A 22,393-nucleotide genomic window follows, 5' to 3' on the forward strand; every position below is an offset into this window, starting at 1 on the left:
AAGCAATTTCGACATCGAATCTTGAATTCAGCCGGGCCTTCCGTTGCTCACGTAGGTTTGCCTACGCTCCGCTACTCCGTCCCTAGCTTCATCCAAGCTTCTCGGTGCTGAAAACCTGACTTTTTGAGCACGCACTTTTAATGTTTTTTTATGATTTGTTGTGATGTTGCGTCTGTGATGTTCTTCGCGTTCGTCGGATTAACCTCACCTGTCCATTAATTCCTGATGTCAGCGCTGACTTTCCATACAAATTCTCCAGTGTATTTGCGGCATGTAAGTTCATTTCATTCAATCCTTCTTGAATATATGGCGTTATGTTCCATTGGTAAGGCGGCCATAAACGAATACCTACTTCAATATCATTTACATATAGGCTTGCTGTCTCCCTTATATCTTCGGCTACCAGCCATAGCTCCTCATTTGCAGCTAAGTTTACGTTAGACAGATCCACCTGCTGCGAGTAGACACCCGTACCTGAATAATAAGGATAGCCAGCAGTATTCCAACATCCACCCCATTGTTCCACATCGGTATTTAACGTCGTATCGTTTTCTATCGCGAACGGACCAATCAGAAATGCTGGGAATGAAATAGCAGGCATCGGCTCCAATAACGAAACCGTCAGAATTTCCAGCTCATTCTCGCCAGCCAACAAATGTGGAGTGAGATCTACACTGTCATAATCACCATCCTGCCACGAAGAGCGTCTTAACGCTTCCTGACGTACCCCATTGACGAATATTTCCAGATTACGCCTACGCTGCAAAAATCCGATATGGGATGGAATGTTCTGATCTACATCATCCAGAAGCAATTCCATCCTGCCCCATGATTCTTCTCCCGCCTTACCGGAACGATCCGAACCACACCGGGATTGAAGCCGTTCAATCAATTTTGGCGTCATGCCAAACGTCGTGCGATACGTATTTACTTGCCCGGGCATGGTCGCGTTCATCCTGGAATGTCGGTCATTCAACGTGACATGCCATTGATCTAGCAGAAGAACGTTGGGGCCTGCGGTCCTGAACCCCCACTGCTCATCCAGAATAATCTCTACCACATTCGTGGAAAAAGATTTATCTCTCAGGCACGCTTGCTCTGTATACTCCGCATGATCCGTACGTTCTTGCGGAAAAGAGGAGCTCTCTTGGGGACTTACCGACAGCACACGCAGCTCTCCGGGTACGAACGAAAGGAACGATTCAGCGTCAATGCTGCATACTCTTCCATTCTCCAACTCCCACTCTTCCAAGTGACCTTTCTTTTCATCGCAAATGAGCTTAATGGTCACGGAGTGCTCTGACCAATTCATCAACCATACATACACCAAATTTCCAATTCTGCGTTCGACGCTAATCAAATCGTCAGACTGACCTTCAATCCAATCCCATCGTATTACCGGTGGTTCCCTGATCAACTCCCCTAATTGAATACAAAACGCTTCGAGTTGATCCAGACGCTGACTCTGGCCGCCTTGATGAACAGCGTCATCCATGGAATAAAAGAGGCTGTGCCCCTTGCCAACAGTACGTAATTTTCCGTGCGGCGGATCGGTACCAAACAGCTGCTGGATATCCTTCAACAACACCGGATCATGCCGCAAAGATTCACTATGCTGCGGAATCGTACCTATCGCAATTAACGTGCCGCCTTGGTTAACAAAGGATATAAGCCTGGCTGCAACATCCCTTGACATCACCTCTATTTCCGGCATAACGAGGATCGAATATCCATGGCCATCAAATTGCAAACCCTCTCCTTCAACAAGGAGCGCTTCGCGAAGCTGGCATTCATCCACATAGTCGTAGTCGATAGATGATCGCAGCAAGCGATCTGACAAAAGCGAGAACAGCACATCTGATGAAGGATGCATATCCGCTTCGCCTGATGTGAACATGTTTTCATATACCGTATGGATAGGCGATAACAGCAGAACTTCCGGCGTTCGTTTTCCTTTTGCTCCAAGCAGACTCAATCGCCCTATATAATCGGTAAAAGCACGATAATGCAGCCACTGGGGTGCATGTTTGAATTCAGTCGGTGGAAAGTCGGTCTTCCGATACCCGGCAAACGAATAATAGAATGCATGCGGAATAAACAGATTAACTCCCAAAAAGGCCATAAAATTGGCATCAAGTCGCCGCTGGCGCATGGAATAACCATGACCACTTGCACCAAAGGCTTCACAGATCACCCGTTCCTTCCTGTTCAGCTGCGCGACAGAAGCCGCCGTCTTGACGGACACAATACGATGCGGATTCGCCTTTGACCCGATGCCGGGAGTGAGATAATCCACGCCTGCATAGTGGAATTGCTGCAATACCCGGGTTTGATTGCCTTGAGATCGAGCCTGCCCCCAGACAGGCTCCTCCAGCGTATGACCGATATAGAGCAGACCGGATTGTTCACACCATGAACGAATCGCGGCATGATATCCCTCCACATACCAACGGGTGATCGTATCATAATATTGCTGCCTTGTGGATCGGCTGCCGTCTGTCATGGGATACAACAATGCCCCCAACCGCGGGATTAAATCATACCCGTTCTCTTGCTGATATCGTTCGACCATCCCCTCAGTCCAAGCGAAGACGAGCCCCGGCAAAGTAGCCTCCACATCATGAACGGCGGTTCGGATGGCCTCCACCCCGAAGAAGCCATCGTGAATCATAAGACCCGGCTCGTCAGTAAACACCCCTTGAATGGTTGATCCGTAATAGGGCTTTAATGCCAGAAACGGTTCATAAGACATCCGAATGAAAGACTGAACCGCTTCCGGATTCAATGTATCCAGGTAATACCCTTTAGCGAAGGTGATTCCCTCGGCAATCTCACATGACCAGCAAGCGAGAACAATATAAGAATCATGGGCGTGACCCGGACTCCACTCCTCTCCCCAACAATGTGTGATATTTTCCGGTTCATCATGAAGCAACCACTTTCCATCGAGGTTAACCGCGCGATAGGCCAGGATGGCGATCAGCTCATTGTGATCATGGGAGGCAAAATCCAGCTTCAAGCTTTCCTGCGGCACATCTCGCACATATCGCTTTTCCTCTATTCTCAAATAACGCATGCGATATTCCGGTTGTTCCCGTGTCAGTCTGCCGCCCAAGGTTCCGCTCGGCCAATTCTCCTCATCGTACAGCCAGACGACCATATTCCGTTTCTTGCATTCTGCTGTGCAAAACTCCAGCACATCCATAAATTCCGGCGAGAGATATGGGATTAGCATTCCGTGCCGGGCATGCAGAACCACACCGCCGACACCCGCTTCATACATGGATTGAATCTGACTCTCCAGTTCGGTCTTCTCCAGCGCATGATTCAGAAACCAGAAAGGCTGCGGACGATACGTTGCATCCGGATTCGCAAATTGCTGCTTGAGCTGCTGTAAATGATCATAGACTTCCTCTGCGCCTGCCTTCATATTCACCACCTGCCTTCACACCCATTAGTCTGTAGACTGTTGCATGAGTAATTGGATAAAGAAGCCACCGACCACAGAACGATTCTGAAAATTCATCTGCTTAGCGGTGATCGTGTCATACCAATCCGTTACGGGAACACGAGACGAAGTTTCATTCATGAAATCCCACAGCGGTGAAATGAATGACTCAAACTGCGCTTTCGTTGAACTCATGGAGGCACACCATACCATCCAATCGGATTTGGTATACGTTTCACGGCTATCCAGCGGCAGGCCATAGCGGTTTTGTTTGTTCATGTAATATTCAAGTTCCTTGGCGGCGATCTCTTTCGGGAACAGGTGCAGGTCGAGCAGATGATCCCACACCAGATTGTACTTCATGCTCCATGACTCGGTTGGACTGTCAAACGTCAGCTTATAATGGTCCCCGGCATCTGCCATGGACACCCACTCCTGAGCCATGTTCCGAGCTTCCTCCAGGTACTTCGCCCCTTCCTGCAAACCGAGCTTTTCACACAGGTAGGAATACGCAGCGATACCCAATATGGCCTTGATCGATAAATTGGTATTGTGCGCCAGATGCCCGGCGAAGTCATCCGTGCACAGCTGGTTTACAGGATCGAGTCCATTGTGCAGCAAATAATCTGCCCATCGCGTAAGAGGTTCCCAATGCTGCCGAGCAAATTCGATATCTCCCTCATATTTGCTGACCGCCGCAGCCATCAGCAGCATATTGCCGCATTCCTCAATCGGCATCTGGTATTCCAGCTTATTCTCTCCATACACCTGACCGTTGGCCCTAGGGTATGTTCCTACATCATGAGGTGCAAAATCAAACGTCCAATCATGGCTCATCGCATACCTGTAAATCGGACGCATCATGCCCTTGATCAGTTCAGGGTTGTACCTGAGGAAAAGTGGGATCGAAGGGTAGCTGACATCCACCGTAGCGATACATCCATTGCTGAAATTCTCTTTGGAGAAAAATAGAACATTCCCCTCCTCATCAGCAACCAGCTTATGCGCTGCAATCGCCTGTCTGTAGGTTAGCGCCACAATATCCCGGTATTTCTCACCGCCTGCGGCCTGACTCTCTGCCATGAGTTCAAGATTAAAGCTGTCACAGCGCTGCTGAATCTCTTCGTATTGTTGACCTGCCAGTAACAGCATCACCTGAAACGTTAATCCATTTCTTTTCCAATACGCAGTCAGCGGTTGTTGAAAATATTCAATCGCATGAATATCGTCATACGCAAGCATTAGATATTCGGATATCGGTTCGTCCCGGACAGCCCCCAGATCGATCTCGGCGGCCATAACCGGCATGTTGTCCGATACAGCTCGCGGCTGAGGATGATCATCTTCGATTGGCAATTGTCCAGTGCGTGCATACTGCTCACGGCCTGTTACTGAATGAATGGCCGTCTGGATATCGGAAGATTGGGGAACTGCCAGAACCATATATCCCCAATCAATTCGTGTATCATCACCGGCAAGCTGTAATACGAGCTGTTCCACAGTGCCCATTGACATGACATTCCATTGCCCCTCAATCACATGGCGTTCCCATGTAATGTGTTGGTCGGATGTGTTTACACACCATTCGCCTGTTACATCGACGTAAATTTTGACTTGGTGGGAGGCCCCATCGATCGATTTGACCTGAAAATTCAAATAGGTCACCGGCCTGGATAACAGGTCCAAATCATCCAGCAATAAAGGTGTGGTGAACTGAACATGAAGCTCTATTCCTTCGCCTTGAAAGGTATATCGAGTCGTTACGGGCTGGACAGTCAGGTTGGTCTGCACCAGCACTTCAGGTTCCTGGACAGCTGTACGCTCCTCCGATCCCACTTTCCCCATAAATCGTCGAAGCTTTCCATCGATCACCGCCAAGCCCACTATGCCATTCGTTTTGTTCGTCCAATGCCGGGTATGATCTTCATACAGATGGTTTGCGGCCGACCATACGCTAAAATAAGGGTCCACAGTAACCAGAGGTACGGAAGGCGGTCTGAACTCAGTCGTCATATGAATGCAACTCCTTCAAATTAAAAGTAAGAATATGGAGGTGATCAGTTCGGCATCTGAACGGTAACTACATCTTTCCCTTTTAGATTTTCGTTCGTAAACTGCATGGCTTGATCATATCCGGTCTTTCGAAGCTGCTCGCGAAGCTCGTTGATAATGCCCAACGCCGCTTCATCCGATTTCGCAAAGATTGCTTCCTTCCAGGCATCACCCATCCGGTCCATGGAAGGCTTCAGCATCTCCCATTCCGGTGCTTTGGTAATCACATCGCCCGGGTTATAGGCTGTAATGACATGAATGCCATTAGGACGCAGAATTTTTCTGGCTTGTTCCATGGCATCAAGCCGTTTCTGATCGGCCCAGATATCTCCGCCTGCGACCGAATTGATTCGATCAGGCCCCGTGATGGATTCCAGACCAATGGAAATGCCTTCGTTCTTGCGAACTTTACCCGATTGATCTGCCTTAAATTTATCGAACCACTCCTTATTGGCAACAGGTTTACCCTCCTTCAAATCCCAATGAACGCCCTGCACTCCGTATCTTGCCAGCATAAATCCTTCATCGGAAGCCATGTAATCGAGGAACTTTAGCGCCGCATCTACACATGCGCCCTTGCAGTTTTTGGTGATCGCTGTCACGTTGTTGCCCTGAATGCCCAGATCCGCAGGGCGATTCGGTTCAACATCTGCACGCTCCAAAGGGCCGATCGGGATGTAATCGCTTCCAGGGTGTGAAGTAACATATTCTTTGGAGGCATCCAGAATGGCTGGATAGTGTGCGGCCAGAATGGCGATGCGGCCCTGATTGATTTTCTCCTTGGCGATCGGGTCAGTCTGGGTAAATGCTTCCGGGTCCATTAACCCTTCCTGAACCAACTTCCGATAGAATAACGTGTACTCTTCATAGCCTTTCGTGAAAAAGTTATGCTCTACCGTTCCGTCACCTTTGTCAACATAACTGCCACCCGAATTGAACATGGTATTGCCGATGCCGACGGACCAGCCATTGCTGAAGCCACCCAGTGGAAAGACCGGCTGCCCGTTCTCTTGCAGATTGGCATCCTTGATGGCTTTGAGGAAGTTATAGAATTCCTCCTTCGTTACGACCGATTGAGGATCTATACCCACCTTATCCGCGATATCTTTACGAACGTAAAAGCCGTACAGCCAATCCATGCCATCTTCATTCTGGGAAGGCTGGTTTTGCAGAAGCAAATATTTTTTGCCGTCATATGCATTTATCGCTTTTTCGTAAAGCGCTGGGGGTACATTTTCTTCAGCAATGGATTTCGCGAGGTTAGGATAGTCCCCCAATTTGTCGGAAATATCGACGAGCTGCCCTTCTTTGGCCGCCTTGATAATGCCATCCAACTCGCCCCCCCATGCGGGTCCGGTATAGATATCCGGCAGATCCTGCGTAGCAAATATCTGGTTTACCTTCTCGGTCTCACTGCCTTTGGTATACTCCCAATCCAGCGTGACGCCAGTCTTCTCCTTGATGACTTCTTCCACAGGCGTTATTCCGTTATCCGAACCACCCGAACCGTTCCAGTTGTGCAATATTTTGAGTTTGTATGAACCATCAGCTGCTTCTCCGCTATTCCCGTTTCCTGATGAATCCGTGCATCCGCTCAACGATCCTCCAACCAAGATGGACACGAGTAATACGGATACGCCTTTCGACCAAATTCGGTTCAAACCAATCGCCTCCTGAAATATGATGATGAATGATCTGGGTCAAGCCTGATAAAACTCAGCAAATTCCAGGTTAGGATCACCTAACCTTTCACCGAACCGATCATCACTCCTTTTACGAAATATCGTTGCAGGAACGGGTAGATACACAGGATCGGGAAGACCGTAATGACGAGCAAAGCCATACGCAGGGATTCGGGTGTCGCACCCGCTCCGCCTGAACCACCAACTGTCTGTCCTCCCTGTTGTGCTGCGCGCTGCATCGAATTGGACAGCGACTCCGCTTCGGTCAGCATCTCCTGCAAGAGGGTTTGCACCGGAATCAGATCCTTGTTGGACACATAGTAGGCACCCGAGAACCAGTCATTCCAGTGGGCGACCCCAATGAAGAGGGAGATCGTTGCCAGTACGGGTCCCGAGAGAGGCAGAATGATGCGAATGAAGATTTGAAAATCCCCATACCCGTCAATGTGGGCTGATTCCTCCAGCTCTTCCGGAATTCCTTGCAGAAAGGTCCGGATAATGATGATATGCATGAAGTTGAATAACAGCGGCAAGACGTACACCCAGAACGTATTGATCAGATGCAGCTTCTGAAGCGTAATAAAGAACGGGATGAATCCGGCACTGAAAATCGTAGGCAAAAAGATGTAAAAGGTGAAAAATGAACGGCCCGGCAATGATTTCTTCGAGAGCGCGTAAGCCATCAGTGTACACAGAATCACATGAAGGAACGTACCCAGCACGGTTCGCATGATGGTGATCTGATACGCCTTCCAGATGCGCGCGTTATCAAATACCTGGGCATAGTTCTCCAGTGTAAATTGTCGTGGAAGGAAATAGATCGCGCCCTGCATGGAATCCTTGCCGTCATTCAGCGAGTACGCCAGGATGTAAATAAACGGGTAGATCATGGAGAATCCGACCAAAGCGAGAATGGTATAGTTTATAACGGAAAATAAGGACCATTTACGTGTCATCACATCACCTCCTTAGAACAGGGATACATCACTGACTTTGCGGGCAATCCGGTTGACCGTTAGCACCAAAATCAGCCCAATTACACTCTGGAACAGCCCCACAGCTGCCGCGTAACTCAGACGCCCTTCCCGGATACCCGAGTTAATGGCGTGCACGTCGAGTACACTGCCCATGCCAGCGGTCGCAGGTCCATTCAGGAGAAGCAGCTGCTCATAACCCGCGCTCATCAAGTTACCCACGGCGAGAATAAATAATATAATGGCGACATTACGGATACCCGGCAGGGTCACATGCCACATCTGTTGGAAACGCCCTGCACCATCGATCTTGGCAGCTTCATATTGCTGCTGGTCAATTCCGGCAATCGCAGCCATGAATATGATGGAGTTCCAGCCGATGTTCTTCCAAATATCCGATCCAACAATCATCTGATAGAACCAGGTGGGATTGTTCAGGAATTGGATTGGATCAGTTCCGAACGACCCCAGCAAATCATTAACTGGCCCGCCGTATGGCGTGAGCAATCTCTGCATCAGGGTGACAACCACAATCCAGGATACAAAATAGGGTAAATAGGGAGAGCGTTTGAACGGTTTTCTTGAATCTGATCATGCGTATTTCGTTTAAAAGAATGGCAAGAATGATTGGCATCGGAAAACCGATTAACAGCTTCATCAGACTGATAATCACCGTGTTGCGGATGATATCACCGGACTGATAATAGTTAAAGAACTGTTGAAAATACTTGAAGCCTGCCCACGGACTTCCGGTAAAACCGCCAACGAAGGTATAGTCCCTGAAGGCAACCTGAATTCCATATAAGGGAACATAAGAGAATAGGAAGAACCAGATGATGCCAGGTAACATGAACAAGTAAAAGAGCTTATGCTTCCAGATTCGCTTCATTAACACACTGTTCTTAATCACATTCCCAACGCTCCTTTCCCTTAACCTAACCTTTCAATCGCAGCGAGATGATCTCGAATGGTGTAAATGACAAAACTACGTCGGATTGATCCTGAAGCTCCAGCGATGAAATGTTATTCTCCATGAGATCCACTTCCCAGACTTCTTCAGCATTCCAACCGATTGACAGTTTCGTTTTGACCCGAGTTCCCGAGGTCTCATACAGACGGACGATAATGTCATTGCTGTCCTCGGCTTTTTTGATTGATTCCACCATGATGTGCGGATGATCCGGCTGCAGGAATGCTTTCGTGTAAGGTAGCTTTTCCTCTTCTACATCCATTGAAGGTGCAGACAAGGAACTCAGGCGCAGCGGAATATTGAGCTCATTGCCTCTTCGATAGATTTCAGCCTGAACATGGTTCCCCTGATGCGGATATAACGAATAGGTGAATTGGTGCTCTGCACGATCCGCCACCGGATCCGGGTAGGAACTGCTGCGCAGCAAATGAAGGTCAAGCACATTGTTAATGGCTCGATGCCCGTATTTGCAATCGTTGAGTAAGGCGACGCCGTAATCCGGTTCTGATATATCCACCCATTGGTGAGCGCAAATCTCATCCTTGGCAAAGTCCCACATCGTATTGCGGTGAGTCGGCCTGCTCAGGCTGCCAAACTGGATTTCACAGTGAACCTGATCGGTACGAATCTGCACCGGGAACGAAGTGCGTAACATTTTACCGTATTCCTGCCAATCCACGACCGTTTCAAAATCAATACGCCGACTGCCCTCCGTTAAAATAACGGTTTGGGTTAGAGACGACTCGCCGTAGCTGTAATCAAAAACCAACCCAACTCTTGGACCATCCCGAAACTCATGGATATCATTCAGAATTAATGGCATCCCCACTTGCGCTGAATAATCATGGCGGAAATCCCAGGCATCGCCTTCGTCATGATATACACGAAGATCGTTCCCCCGCTGTCCTTGCAGGATGATTTCACGGGACTCCAGTTTATCCAGGATCGAGGTAATGCCGCCATTGGGGTCAAATTTCACGATGAGAATGTCATTCTCCATACTGTACTCCTTGGCTGTGTCACGGAAATCTGTTTCCAGCGCAGCAACATCCGTTTCAATACCAGTTGCGATCTCCCCCATGACCTCCTGATCTTCATGATCAGATACCACGGTGTAGCCCATGGATGGAACCTGCACCTTATGCCATCGTCCATGGAAGTGCAGCCACTCCTGACGTTCCCACGGTAGTGAGTTGAATACCACAGTTGAATTGGAGCTTTCCTCTTGGGAAGAGATATAATCTGTAATATAGCTGTAGGTTTCGGTGATCATGCCTTCCGTCTGCTGGAGCAATGCTTCATACCGTATTAACGACTCATCATATACTCGCTTAATCGAAGATCCGGGGAGGATATCATGGAACTGATACAGAAGCACTTCCTTCCAGATCGTCTCCAATGTTTCTACCGGATAAGACTTGCCCATGCGGGCAGCCAGTACAGCAGCAAATTCCAGCTCGCGCAGAGCTTTCTCCATCTTGCGGTTATACCACTTGCTCCGTGCCTGACTGGTCAGGGTTCCTTGGTGCTTTTCGAGATACAACTCCCCACGCCAGGTCTGGAATCGCTCTCTTTCTTCATTCAATCGTTCAAAAAATTTCCAGGAAGGTTCCTGCACAACAGGCGCCAGACCGAGCAGGTTCTTCTCCCGCTCCAACCGTTCCAAATGCTCTCCTCCCGGCCCGCCGCCGCCGTCTCCAATGCCGAAGAGCATCAATGCGTGGCTGGAAACATTTTTGTCCAGATACTCCCGCTCTGCTTTGGCAATGGAACGTGGGGCGGCCGGACTGTTGTACGTATCCTCAGGTGGCATATGTGTTAACACCGAGGAACCGTCGATCCCTTCCCACAGAAAGGAATGGTGAGGATGGCGGTTGTACTCACTCCAGGAGAGCTTCTGGGTCATCATGTAATCTACACCGGATTTCTTCAACAACTGCGGCAAGCTTGCGGAGTAGCCAAATACATCTGGCATCCACAGCGACTTCATCTCCATTCCAAATTCCTGTTGGAAATAACGTTTGCCGTACAGAATCTGGCGTACAAGAGATTCGCCACCCGGCACATTGGTATCCGATTCCACCCACATGGCCCCTTGCGGTTCCCATCTGCCTTCCTGCACCCGTTCCTTGATCTGGTCATACAGCTTGGGATAGTGCTGCTTCATCCAATCGTATAGCTGAGGCTGACTCGCTCCGAATACATAATCGGGATAACGCTCCATCATGCGAAGCACCGTGGAGAATGTTCTTGCGCCCTTTCGGATCGTCTCACGGATCGGCCATAACCAGGCCAAATCAATATGAGCATGCCCAACCGCACTTATGTTCAGCACAGGATCGCCGCCACGACGTGATAATTGTTCGTTCAATAATAGCTTGGCGCGATGTATGCGGTCAGGCGTTAATTCCGTCAATACTATGGAGGCGTCATACAGGGATTGAAGAATCCTTTCTCTGCGAGCCGTGTTGACAGGAAGGTGTTCTGCCGTCTCCAGAAGCACTTCGGTGTCGTAATACAAGCTTCGTATATCTTCACGACAATGTGCCAAAATCGCTTCTTTTACCGTACCGCCTTGGTATTTGCCAAATAAGTCGTTATTGCCAGCATCAGCCCACAGTTCGAATGCCCCGTCTGTCACTGTTATCGACGCATGGTCCAGTTCAACCACTCTTTTCCCGGGCAGACCCAATGTGAATTCAAACTCCGAGTTGATGGTTGTCAAACCCTGTACAGGTGTTCCTTCCTGATCTACCAGACAGAGTTCTCCGTTCACGTCCAGCAGGAGAACAGCCTTGGCGTCACTACCGGACGGTGGAATGCTCCCTGTAAAACAAAACCAGGCACAATCCCATAACTTCCCCCAACGCTCGCCCTGTGAAAGGGTGATTTTCTGACCTGACATTCTTTCCTCGAACGAAACGGGCTCCGGGGTAACCCATGCTGTCACATTCAACTTGGCAATCGGCTCATATATGGCTTCACGGAGTTTGGACAGCATTTGATTCAAATGTCCGAGTCTAATCGGTTCATATGGCATAATTGTTTTGTTCTCTCCTCTCGTTCATCAAACTTTTGCATTCTCACGATCCCACCTTACTTGAATCTCCACCTTGTTCTTGCTGCCATGCTCATATTTCAGCAGTACGGTTTTCGATTTTGAATCCCATTTCCATTCGGCAGGTACAGTCTGGTGTTGATCTATACTGCAAACGGATATGGGTTCAAATGGGCAATAGAATCTGGCGGTGGCCTGCATGTTGGTCGGACCCTTGGCTATACATTGAAAACCTGTATTCGTTATCGTCAGATCTTCAATTCTGGAAGAGGCAGAGATCAGGCTCACCTTGTCTTGCTGTGGCCTTCCGGCCGTAATGTCGTATAACAGTGCTTGCTCACCAGGAGTCAACCTTACTTCTTGCCGAACATGCAGGTCAGGATCGAACAAGTCCACCACCGGACCTGGGATAACCAGTGGTTCTTCGGATATGGACTCTTCCAGGACAGAGGCTATGATGTAGGGCCCACGTTTAATTTTAAAATAATGCTTGGCTTCCCAACGGAAGTTGGAATCCTGTAGTCTCTCCCATGTTTCTTTCACAGTCTGGCGAAGTTGATCTGCACTCGCTTTACTTGACGTACATGCAGCCGGATGTACAGGAAGCCAATGCACCGCCCCTTTGCCCACAGGATGAATCCCTTCCTGTTCTACCTTAAGCCCTAGCTGTTCAAACAAGTGCTCGCGTGGTGAGGTATATATGGTATTCGTGCTTTCCCTGCGCTGGTCATCATTCCACCATGCCCGGATGTTGTGATAGGGGTCGCTGTCGTCTCCCACATAGATCAACGCACCACCGTCCTGTACCCATTGGGCCAGTGCATAATGGATATCGGAGTGCTCCGGCTTCATGTACTCATAACTCAACAGCAGGACACGATATGGAGCCAGGTAATGTGGATAGCGCCTCACATTATCAAGCTGGACGGGTCTCACAGGTATTCCGTGTTTAAGCAATGGCAGAGCAAGACCATAGAATGAAGAGAAATCCAGCAGCTCCGTGTCGCCATCCGCTTGGAATCCTTCCGGATCTGTACCGTCATATTTTCCAGCATTCGGTGCCTCCGGCTCAGGCTTCATGCGTTGAAACATGGCCGAGTCGGCGATCAATGCACCAATGCGGGGAGATTCACCATCCATTTCAATCCGGTCCTGATCCATGTTGCCAAGCGTGTGCATGACATGCAGCAATGTCGTTGCATAGTCAGGTGGAATCCGCTCTTTATGCGTGCCTTCATCGGAAGGATAAGTTCCTTTGAAAATTCTTCGCGGCCAAGGTGCGACCTCGTAATGGGAAACCCCGGGATGAAGCAGGGAAGCAGCAACGGTCTTCAGGTAGTTCTGTTTATAGTCGGCCCATGTATAATTCGGATTGTCCTCGATAGGGTCATGCAGAAACCACATTCGTCTGTCTGTACCCCGCACAAGCTCTTGCATGACACCATATTCCAAGTAAGCGGTTTCAAAAGTGCGTTCTTTGCGCACTCCTTCATACACGTTCGGTGTTCGTGATGTCCCGGTCCAGATTTGTGCAATATATCCATCTACGGAGGGAAGCTCTATCAATCGAGACTGCGGGCTAACAATTCGCCACTGCGTATAATTGATCAGGCTGTGGGTCGGAACGTAGAATCGCAAGATGCGATTGTAACGTTTCAGAGCGTAATCTTTCATCTCGGTACATAATCGGTCTAACACACGTGTGTATAAATACGCTTTCAATTTGGAAGCCCGAAACTGTGCATCGGGTGAGGAGTGAGGCGGACTCCAGGGTTCTTTGTAATACAACTGCCATTCTCTCTTAAACGATTCCGAGTACCCCCCGTTTACCCAGAATTCAGGCTCCTCCAGATGGATCGCCTCCACGCCAGAATCAACAGCTGCACGTATGCGTTCAGCGATATATTTACCAAAGGAAACCGTTGGGACCATGTAAGGAATAATAGGTTCCTTCCCATGGACAATCATCTCGCCATCGCGATTCATCTGGGCTTCATCCCAGTGCGTTTCCCCGTCTACTTCCCCGTCCAGATAGTCGTTATAGGTCCCCCATGCTACTCCTGTCATTAAATGAACCACGTACCCTTTATCCTTCCATTCCTGAATACGTTGCGGCATCGTATCGTTCATTCCATAGACCATGACAAAATCCGTTTGCAGATCATAATCAGGATGATAGGGTGCTGATTCCTGGAATCCGGTTCGTTCTTCTTTCCGATCTCTAACCACAGCTATGACCTCCCTGCCCATGTTGGATTGGTCTTTCGTTGTAAATATTCACCATTTTACAAAATATAATATACATTAAGAATATATTCAATATGTTTTTTTGAGAAAAATAAAAAAAGCCCTTTCCGTACATCTACGGAAAAGACTTGAATTTAAGCATTGAAATGATGATTAGGGACAGCTTCCAGTCGTTTGACGAACGACAAGTTCAGGTTCAATCAGAATTTTGCTGAAGCCCGTAATCTCGCGGCTATTCCGAATGACTTCGAGAAGCTGGTTGGCTGCGCGGATTCCCATGTCTCTCTCAAATTGTTTTACATGCGTAAAAATACTGAATTCCTCCACGATGGAAGTGGGGTCATCAAAGCTTACAATCGATACATCTTCGGGAATGCGAAGACCGGCTTGCTTAGCCATTTGATAGATCTGAACCCCCAGCCTTCCGTTAAGCGATATATAAGCAGTCACCATCTTGTTGCTGATATATCGGTACAATGGATGGGCTTCTGCATCCTTCAGAACAGACAGCGGTTTGAAATCTGTAATCATATGTGCAGGGTTAATCAATGCTTCTTTATCCTTCAGTGCTTCAATATAACCATCAATCCGCTCCTGGACCGTGACGGTTTGCAATGGAGAATCCGAGCAGATCGCTATATCACGATGTCCAAGCTCCCATAGATGTTCAACGGCCAGCCTCACGCCCAACCTTCCATCAGCAGCAATGTAATGGGTTTCGACACCAGGCAAATATCGGTCAATCAGCAAAAAAGGGAAACCGGATAACTTCATGCCGAGAATCTCCTCGTTATAGTTACCTTCATCCACAGGAAAGATTAACAGCCCCTCAGCTCCAAGTGCCTTTAACTCCCTGATCGCATCCTTTTCTTTCTCGATGTTGCCATGCGTTAGCATGATCATGCTGCGATAGCCTTCCTGATTGAGTGACTGCTCGATCCCTTCGATGAGTCGAATCGCAAAGTAGTCGTGAATCGTAGGCATGATCACCCCAATCATTCTTGTACTCGATCTGCCTCCATTTACTGCCGGAGATTCAGAAAATGCGGTGTCTGCTGCATCTGTGCCTTCCGCGACAAAGCTTCCTTTCCCCGGGACGCGTGCAATCAATTTCTCGTTAGCCAAGCCTGTCAGGGCATTAACTACCGTAATTTTGCTAACGTTAAATCGATCCATGAGTTCCTTCTCTGTCGGTATTCGATCACCCGGCTTCATATTTTCCGAAGCAATAAATTTGCGGATGTAGTCTTGAATTTGTTGGTACAACGGTATTCGATCATTCGTACTCATGATAATCACATCACCAATTCATTCATTATATTTTTATATATAAAATATATTTTTACACATATAAGTACAATAAACAACCGTATAATGCGTGTCAATCCTTCATTCCTTGACTCACCTTCTTTATTTGGGAGGCAAACAATTTTTCTGGGCGCAGGATCATCAGGTGTTGATCCCCTACTCTCGTGTGCGCCATAAACTAATCGTGCTTGGTGATCCCTTAGGGAAGTTGATTTCATGACTAATCTAAAACCCTCCTATAGATCAGAATGGTTGTCACTGCTATGGCTTTAGCAGTCCCCATTCTAAATATTTTTTATGGGGTCTTGAACCGGGCGGGAGATCGAGTGTTTAGTCTTCAGACAAACTTGGACGTTCCAATTCCCTTTATCCCAGGCTTTATCGTCACCTATTTAATTTGGTATCCTTTCATCACGGGGGTATTGATTGCTCTTGCATTCCGGAACAGAATGGTCTATTTTCAAACATTAATTGCATTATGTAGCGGATTGATAATCTCTTATATTTTCTTCGCTCTATTCCAAACTTCTATTCAACGCCCGGAGATGCACAACCAAACCGGATTAATTGCTCAATTGGTTCGATTCGTTTATACGACGGATCAACCTTATAATTAGGTGGTATTTTAGTTGGGGCGTTATGTTTTCGGTTGGCAAAAATGGTTGTCATACGAAAAAAGGTAATTCTTCTTAACCCAGAATAATGTTAAATCATATTCAGAGATGTGTTTACTTGATTTAAGTTCTTGCTTGAGAGTGTAAAAAACCTAGGTTGCGAACTGGCACCGGTACTCTAGCCATTGGAAAAGAGTCTACAACCCGGGAATTCGGCAGCGCCCTTGGCGTCGCTATCGTCGGAACCGTGAAGACCCAAAGCTTTACTGGGCATTTGCCAACAGGTCTTCAGCACGCAGGTGCTCGCCGAAGCGGTAGCTGCGGCTACCACCTGCCGACACATAATCTCTTAATGGACCTATAGGTGTAGGGACTGTGCTGGCTAGCTGCTTCAGCGGTGCATTTCTTAGTTGTATCTACTCATTATTCAGGTTTTTGTCTAATCGGAAATGGGAACAAGTTCGTGTCCATTTTGGCATAGGAACCAAGTTCTTGTCCCGCGACATCCTCGAATCTTCTTTCGATGAAATGTTGAATAACCGCCCCGTAAAGGGGCGGTTTTCTTAGGCTTGCATAAATGCTTCTAACGGTTCCAGAATCGCGAACGTCTTCTTTGCATCCTTCTTCCGTTGCTCATCATAGAGTTTAGTCAACTCTTCGAATGATTTAGCTTTAATCTTCGTATAACTCGATTTGGTGTATCTGATAATGTACGTCTTTACCCCTTCCTCTTCACTCCACTCGTAAACGACATCATATTTGTCCCTCAAATTCTTTAAATGAAGTGACCGGCGCAACACTGCAAAGTGTTCTTCAATGGCTTCATCGCATTCCTCCATAATCTTCTCGTATGTGCAGCCAACTCGCATCAGAATCTCTGATGCCCGTTCATCGCCGTATCTCGCGAGAAATTCCTTCAACGAAACCAGCGCATATAGCAATATTTGTTCCTTGTCATTCGGATTCCTGTATTCATAACAGCCTACAACCAAATTGCGGTCGGTCATCTCCTCCTTACTGAATTGCATGTTAAACAAATACTCGAGTGTCTTTTGCTTCATAACGGTTTCCAACATCTGTTCTTTATCAATCCTGATGCCCGTTGTCACCCACGGAAATGATAGTTGGCCGTTACCTTCACGCGGTATGCTACCCCTAAGATTCAAAATCGGCATACCCGTAGCAATTGCGTACGACCTGTTATATCCTTCGCCCGCGAATATTTCCTGTTCTTCTAGCATGTGTTCTGCCTCCTTATAGTACCAAGTTCCATTCGGCGACTATTGCATATCCATAAAACTACCACTTTATTGTGCTGGTCCTTATTAGTTCATCAGCGCTTTTCATTAACCCACGAAGATATTTCATTGGTCAGCTGCTTCATTGGTTTTATTGGGCTAACGTTTCCCTTCAGCGTAATCGTTTATGTTATCAACGCCTCGTTTTGTAGTCGCATGATTATTTCTTTAACCGTCTCTTCAGGGGACAAATCGGATGAATCCAACCAAAGCCCCGAGCGTGGAGTTTCATTTCGCAATACGCGATCCAACTCATCTACGCTCCAAATCCCATAACCCTTCTTTGCCCGCATAGCCTCTCTCGTTGCAACCACTGTAGAGTTTGGACAAAGCACGACTAAGTAAAATGGGCGGCTCTTAATAAACGAGATGAAATCAGTAAGTAATGGTCCGATGACAACATCTTGAACAACGACTGTATATCCCGCCTTATAATACATCTCCGCTGATTGGGCGGCGAGCTTGTATCGTAACCTCAATTGATTAAACTCGTCACTTTCTGAATCTGGACGAACCTCTTTGCGGTTATTTACAATCATTCTTCGAAAAATGTCACCTCGTAAATGCACCGATTTATCAAATTGTTCAGACAGTAATTGTGCTACGGTAGATTTTCCACTGGCCATTATTCCTGTAATGAGTAAGATGCTTGGATTTTCCACTAACGTAAAACCACCATCCTTTAAGTTATTATATAAACATAATAGTTGATAAGAAAAATCGAAAAAAGGTCGATTATAGATATATTCATTTATTACGTTCTACTGCCTGTTAGTTGAATAAAAGCAGCCGATCACATGGTGAACTGCACCCCAATTGTTAGACACCAACTAGCAATTGGAGGTGCAGTTTTTTTTGTCGAAATTTAATTTAGACTTGAAAATAGAAGCTATTCATCAATACTTATCAGGAAATGAAGGGATTAAAAGCATTGCGAAATCCTTAGGAATTAATCATGAAGTCCTGCGTATGTGGATCAAGCAATACGAATATCACGGTATAAAAGCTTTTGAAAAAACCTATACAGCTTACTCCCGTCCATATAAACTAGACGTACTCAACTATATGAATGAAAATGGGACGTCTCCAAATGAAGCAGCTGTCATTTTCAATATCTCTTCTCCAGGGGTTATTCGAAGGTGGCGTAGTCAGTTCAATGAAAATGGGATCGACGCCCTAAAACAAAAGGTAAAGGGGCGCCGTCGTATGACTGATAAGAATAAAAAAGGGCTTAAAAAGAAAGAGCCTGCTCAGGGATCCGTTGAAGCTCTACAAGCTGAATTAGAACGTTTGCGTATGGAAAACGCCTACTTAAAAAAGTTGAATGCCTTAGTTCAAAACAAGGAAAAATCACCAAACAAGACAAAGCACAAGTAGTCTATGAATTAAGGCTTGAATTCCCGGTGGTTGCATTGCTAGCGTTCGCTGAAGTCCCGCGGAGTACCTTCTATTACTGGGTGAAGCAATTTGACAAGCCCGATCTAGACACAGACCTGAAACTCCTTGTTCAATCCATTTACGAGGAACATCAGGGGCGTTATGGCTATCGCCGTATCCGTGATGAACTATTTAATCGTGGACACCAAGTTAACCATAAAAAGGTACAGCGTATCATGAAAGAATTAGGCTTAAAATCTGTGGTACGCATGAAAAAATACCGTTCTTATAAAGGGACAGTGGGTAAAACCGCACCTAATGTACTTAATCGTAAATTTCAAGCGGAAAAACCAAATGAGAAATGGGTTACCGATATTACAGAGTTTAAGTTGTTTGGTGAAAAGCTGTATGTATCACCCGTTTTGGACTTATTTAACGGTGAAATTATCACTTACACCATAGGGCCTCGCCCTACGTATTCATTAGTCTCCGAGATGCTAAATAAAGCCTTTAAACGCTTATCCAACAAGGATGAGCTTCTCCTGCATTCGGATCAAGGCTGGCACTACCAGATGAAGCAGTATCGACATGCTTTAAAGGAACAAGCGATTACCCAGAGCATGTCACGCAAAGGAAATTGTTACGATAACGCAGTAATGGAGAACTTCTTTGGCATTATGAAGTCAGAGTTTCTTTATCTTAATGAGTTTGAAAGTGTAGAACACTTCAAGAAAGAACTAGCACGATATATGGATTACTACAATCACAAACGTATCAAGTCAAAATTAAAAGGCATGAGCCCGGTACAATACCGAGTTCATGCCAAACATGTATCATAAAAATATTTGTCTAACTTTAAGGGGTCAGTTCAATGGTCAGCTGCTTCCTTGTTTTTTTATTGAACTATCGTTCCCCGTTTGCTTAATACACTTTACCCTAGTACAACTAAACACTCCTTTGAAGCTTGACATCAAATTCTGTCGTTGACGCAGTTACATACTCCATATAATTCACAGATCCATTAAAGTTCAAATAAGCTTCATAACGCATGCGGATTCCCGGTAAAGTAATCAAATCCAGAACACTTTCCTTTGGTACCCACCTACATTCGCTCGTTTCATTAGAAGTCGCTAACTCCCCACCCACAGCTTTACACACGAAATCAAACATGACCTTCGTAGGGACATCAGTCACACCGTCATACCACTTATGGATTGCTGTATTCGAAACAACACTAATCAAATGGCTAACCGTGGCATCTATTCCACTTTCCTCTTTGATTTCACGAATGACGCCATCAATTAGGTTTTCTCCTACTTCAGTTATCCCACCAGGATACACCCAACCATCGTCATGAGCTTTTACTAAAAGGATATTTCCAGTTCCATCTTCTACAATTCCGCCTGCAGATACAATATGTGTCGGGAACGCCATTTTACAACCTCCAAATAAGATAAAGTTGTATATTTATTCCGCACAATTCCTACATTTTCCTGCCTTTGTGAATTTCTAAAAGATACTGTCGATATGAACGAACTAACTTACCATGGTTATGACCCATATGGTTGCCCCCGATTTCGCTGCGTCCAGCCGCGCTGAATAACTTGCTGCCCTCTTGTACGCCAAAATACATGATTGTGAAGACATCAACTTCAAAAAACGCTTACAAACTTTCAATTCTACCCTACCTTTTCGGACGAAGCTGAGATAATGGAAAAGTAAACGGGCATGAAGTAATCCCGTTATCGTTCATCATTCACGTAAAAAATTAAATGCTGCATATCCATAAGAGGATTATTAATGACTACACAACCATTGGCACTGATCCAATCCACTTCAGGCTAAGCGACGGGCTTAACGTCACTCCAATGTAAATTGATTAATTCAGAAAAGGTGCAATGCTCTCCTCCAACGAAGTTATGGGTTTGCCCATCAATTGCTCAAGGTCCTTAGACGTAGATCCGGTATCAATACTGCTTAAAAAAGGATAGATCCAATGCTGTACCGACACATCCTCGATGTGCATGACAGGTTTATCCGCCAATGCTGTGAGCACCTCAGCCAGATCAGCAAAGTTCCAAGTCTTTGGCGCGGCCAACTCATATATCCTCTGCTCATGCCCTTTCTCTGCAAGCACGTTCGCAATGGCTCGTGCAAGATCACTGCGTGTAACCGCATTAAACCGCCAATCTCCGGCTGAAGTTGTTAGCACGCCACTTTGTATCGCCTCCTGTAGTCCAAGGACATTCACAAAATCAATATACAGCCCATTGCGCAAAATCGTATACTTCATCCCCGAATCAAATATGACCTGCTCGGTAAGTCTATGCACGCTACTCGAACCTTTAAGACTCGTCTGTGGGAAAGCAAAACTGGTATAAAGGATATGTTCAACTCCAGCGTTCTTCGCCGCATTGATTACACTTGTATGTTGAGTTAGCCGGACTGTATCATCGGTATGTGAGCTGGAAATCAGCAGCAATTTATTCACACCGGCAAAGGCTTTCTGTAGCGTTTCCGGCCTATCATAGTCAATACAGCGAACCTCCCCACCCTGATCATTTAAAGCTTTTAAGGTTGCGGACATCCCCCCATTACGGACACCTGCGATAATTTCTGTAGCGGGGACCCGGACTACCAGATTTGCAATAATCAGATTGCCTAATTGTCCTGTGGCTCCTGTAATCATGATCGTCATCCTGCTTTTCCCTCCTGTAAATGAATTGCATCAAGTAGTTAAGTTATTAACTAAATGAACAGAGTGATTCACTGAACTACAACACATTCCTCGCTGAACCAATCCCATCCCTTTCCAAACATGTCCTGCCTCAGAATCGACTGGCTTAGTATCGTTTTAAAGTGTATTAAGGATCAAGACCTGTTCAGCTTCTGTAACAGAACAATCAACTGATGCTGCTCCTGTTCATCCAACTTGCCCATTTGTAAAGCGACAGTTTCACGGTTACCCGGCAGATGCTCCCTCAATAATGTCCGTCCTGCATCGGTAATGGAAATCACCGTCTTGCGACCATCTCGGGCATGTTCAGCCCTCGCAATGTATCCATCACGCTCCAGCGGAGTCAGCAGCAAGCTAATGTTGGCCTTGGTGACACCGATTTTTTCGGCAAGGACTGAAGGCAGCATCGTTCCCCCATCTTTTGCAATCTCTACAAGTATGCGAATTCTTGCTCCATTCAGCCCTTGGGATTGCCAGTATTTCTCCGACACGGCCACCAGATTGGCAGTCGCCTCAACCATCGTAAAAAAAGCTTCATTGGGCAGCGGCAGACTAAGCAAATATTCTTGCAGCGTATCTTGTTTAGGATCAATTGGCAGTAAGTTCTCTTCTTGCAGATTATCCATGT

Annotated in this window: 15 protein-coding genes; 1 reads left to right on the top strand and 14 read right to left on the bottom strand. The window is 46.7% G+C overall.

Annotated elements, in window-relative coordinates; all coding sequences use genetic code 11:
• Window positions 1-148: 148 nt before the first annotated feature.
• From QF049_RS06545 to QF049_RS06595, 11 genes are all read right to left on the bottom strand, one after another.
• Window positions 149-3,430, bottom strand: coding sequence for a glycosyl hydrolase (locus QF049_RS06545; protein ID WP_307535817.1), 3,282 nt, complete (start codon window positions 3,428-3,430; stop codon window positions 149-151).
• Window positions 3,431-3,454: 24 nt separating this feature from the next.
• On the bottom strand, window positions 3,455-5,461 hold the full coding sequence (locus tag QF049_RS06550) for a glutaminase family protein (RefSeq protein ID WP_307535820.1): 2,007 nt from the start codon (window positions 5,459-5,461) through the stop codon (window positions 3,455-3,457).
• A 44-nt stretch (window positions 5,462-5,505) separates the two neighbouring features.
• Entirely contained in the window at window positions 5,506-7,161 is a 1,656-nt protein-coding gene (locus QF049_RS06555) for an extracellular solute-binding protein (protein ID WP_307535823.1), read from the bottom strand.
• 80 nt (window positions 7,162-7,241) lie between these two features.
• On the bottom strand, window positions 7,242-8,138 hold the full coding sequence (locus QF049_RS06560) for a carbohydrate ABC transporter permease (protein WP_062326281.1): 897 nt from the start codon (window positions 8,136-8,138) through the stop codon (window positions 7,242-7,244).
• A gap of 12 nt (window positions 8,139-8,150) precedes the next feature.
• Window positions 8,151-8,672: an ABC transporter permease subunit gene (locus QF049_RS06565; RefSeq protein WP_307535827.1), complete on the bottom strand. Its 522-nt coding sequence runs from the start codon at window positions 8,670-8,672 to the stop codon at window positions 8,151-8,153.
• A complete protein-coding gene (locus QF049_RS06570) occupies window positions 8,635-9,066 on the bottom strand; it encodes a hypothetical protein (RefSeq protein ID WP_307535829.1) in 432 nt (143 codons plus the stop codon). Before QF049_RS06570 ends, QF049_RS06565 begins: the two co-directional genes overlap by 38 nt.
• Before the next feature lie 25 nt (window positions 9,067-9,091).
• Window positions 9,092-12,166, bottom strand: coding sequence for an alpha-mannosidase (locus QF049_RS06575; protein WP_307535830.1), 3,075 nt, complete (start codon window positions 12,164-12,166; stop codon window positions 9,092-9,094).
• 27 nt (window positions 12,167-12,193) lie between these two features.
• Entirely contained in the window at window positions 12,194-14,413 is a 2,220-nt protein-coding gene (locus tag QF049_RS06580) for a hypothetical protein (RefSeq protein WP_307535832.1), read from the bottom strand.
• Window positions 14,414-14,584: 171 nt separating this feature from the next.
• A complete protein-coding gene (locus QF049_RS06585) occupies window positions 14,585-15,721 on the bottom strand; it encodes a GntR family transcriptional regulator (RefSeq protein WP_307535834.1) in 1,137 nt (378 codons plus the stop codon).
• 1,195 nt (window positions 15,722-16,916) lie between these two features.
• Window positions 16,917-17,594, bottom strand: coding sequence for a hypothetical protein (locus QF049_RS06590; RefSeq protein ID WP_223199714.1), 678 nt, complete (start codon window positions 17,592-17,594; stop codon window positions 16,917-16,919).
• A 182-nt stretch (window positions 17,595-17,776) separates the two neighbouring features.
• A complete protein-coding gene (locus QF049_RS06595) occupies window positions 17,777-18,313 on the bottom strand; it encodes a P-loop nucleotide/nucleoside kinase family protein (protein WP_307535836.1) in 537 nt (178 codons plus the stop codon).
• A 193-nt stretch (window positions 18,314-18,506) separates the two neighbouring features.
• Here QF049_RS06595 and QF049_RS06600 point away from each other — a divergent pair.
• Window positions 18,507-19,867, top strand: a protein-coding gene (locus QF049_RS06600) for an IS3 family transposase (RefSeq protein ID WP_307535838.1) whose coding sequence is annotated in 2 segments (ribosomal slippage) — window positions 18,507-18,963 and window positions 18,963-19,867 — 1,362 coding nt in all. Because the reading frame shifts where the segments join, the coding sequence is not laid out codon by codon here.
• A 106-nt stretch (window positions 19,868-19,973) separates the two neighbouring features.
• Here QF049_RS06600 and QF049_RS06605 read toward each other — a convergent pair.
• The 3 genes from QF049_RS06605 to QF049_RS06615 all read right to left on the bottom strand — a co-directional run bounded on the left by QF049_RS06605 (window position 19,974) and on the right by QF049_RS06615 (window position 22,391).
• Window positions 19,974-20,462 (bottom strand): NUDIX hydrolase, encoded by a 489-nt coding sequence (locus tag QF049_RS06605; protein ID WP_307535841.1) that lies wholly within the window; start codon window positions 20,460-20,462, stop codon window positions 19,974-19,976.
• Between the two features lie 445 nt (window positions 20,463-20,907).
• The gene (locus QF049_RS06610) at window positions 20,908-21,726 is read right to left on the bottom strand and encodes an SDR family oxidoreductase (RefSeq protein WP_307535842.1); all 819 of its coding nucleotides are present in this window, start codon (window positions 21,724-21,726) and stop codon (window positions 20,908-20,910) included.
• A gap of 173 nt (window positions 21,727-21,899) precedes the next feature.
• Window positions 21,900-22,391, bottom strand: coding sequence for a MarR family winged helix-turn-helix transcriptional regulator (locus QF049_RS06615; RefSeq protein WP_307535844.1), 492 nt, complete (start codon window positions 22,389-22,391; stop codon window positions 21,900-21,902).
• Window positions 22,392-22,393 lie beyond the last annotated feature (2 nt).

Origin of the sequence: Paenibacillus sp. W4I10, from assembly GCF_030816325.1 — a bacterium.
Classification (GTDB): Bacteria; Bacillota; Bacilli; order Paenibacillales; family Paenibacillaceae; genus Paenibacillus; species Paenibacillus amylolyticus_B.

Coding starts and splice junctions, on each gene's coding strand:
- QF049_RS06590 (WP_223199714.1), bottom strand. CDS start 17,594: ATGCTAGAAGAACAGGAAATATTCGCGGGCGAAGGATATAACAGGTCG.
- QF049_RS06585 (WP_307535834.1), bottom strand. CDS start 15,721: ATGAGTACGAATGATCGAATACCGTTGTACCAACAAATTCAAGACTAC.
- QF049_RS06565 (WP_307535827.1), bottom strand. CDS start 8,672: ATGCAGAGATTGCTCACGCCATACGGCGGGCCAGTTAATGATTTGCTG.
- QF049_RS06575 (WP_307535830.1), bottom strand. CDS start 12,166: ATGCCATATGAACCGATTAGACTCGGACATTTGAATCAAATGCTGTCC.
- QF049_RS06550 (WP_307535820.1), bottom strand. CDS start 5,461: ATGACGACTGAGTTCAGACCGCCTTCCGTACCTCTGGTTACTGTGGAC.
- QF049_RS06605 (WP_307535841.1), bottom strand. CDS start 20,462: ATGGCGTTCCCGACACATATTGTATCTGCAGGCGGAATTGTAGAAGAT.
- QF049_RS06615 (WP_307535844.1), bottom strand. CDS start 22,391: ATGGATAATCTGCAAGAAGAGAACTTACTGCCAATTGATCCTAAACAA.
- QF049_RS06560 (WP_062326281.1), bottom strand. CDS start 8,138: ATGACACGTAAATGGTCCTTATTTTCCGTTATAAACTATACCATTCTC.
- QF049_RS06610 (WP_307535842.1), bottom strand. CDS start 21,726: ATGACGATCATGATTACAGGAGCCACAGGACAATTAGGCAATCTGATT.
- QF049_RS06545 (WP_307535817.1), bottom strand. CDS start 3,430: ATGAAGGCAGGCGCAGAGGAAGTCTATGATCATTTACAGCAGCTCAAG.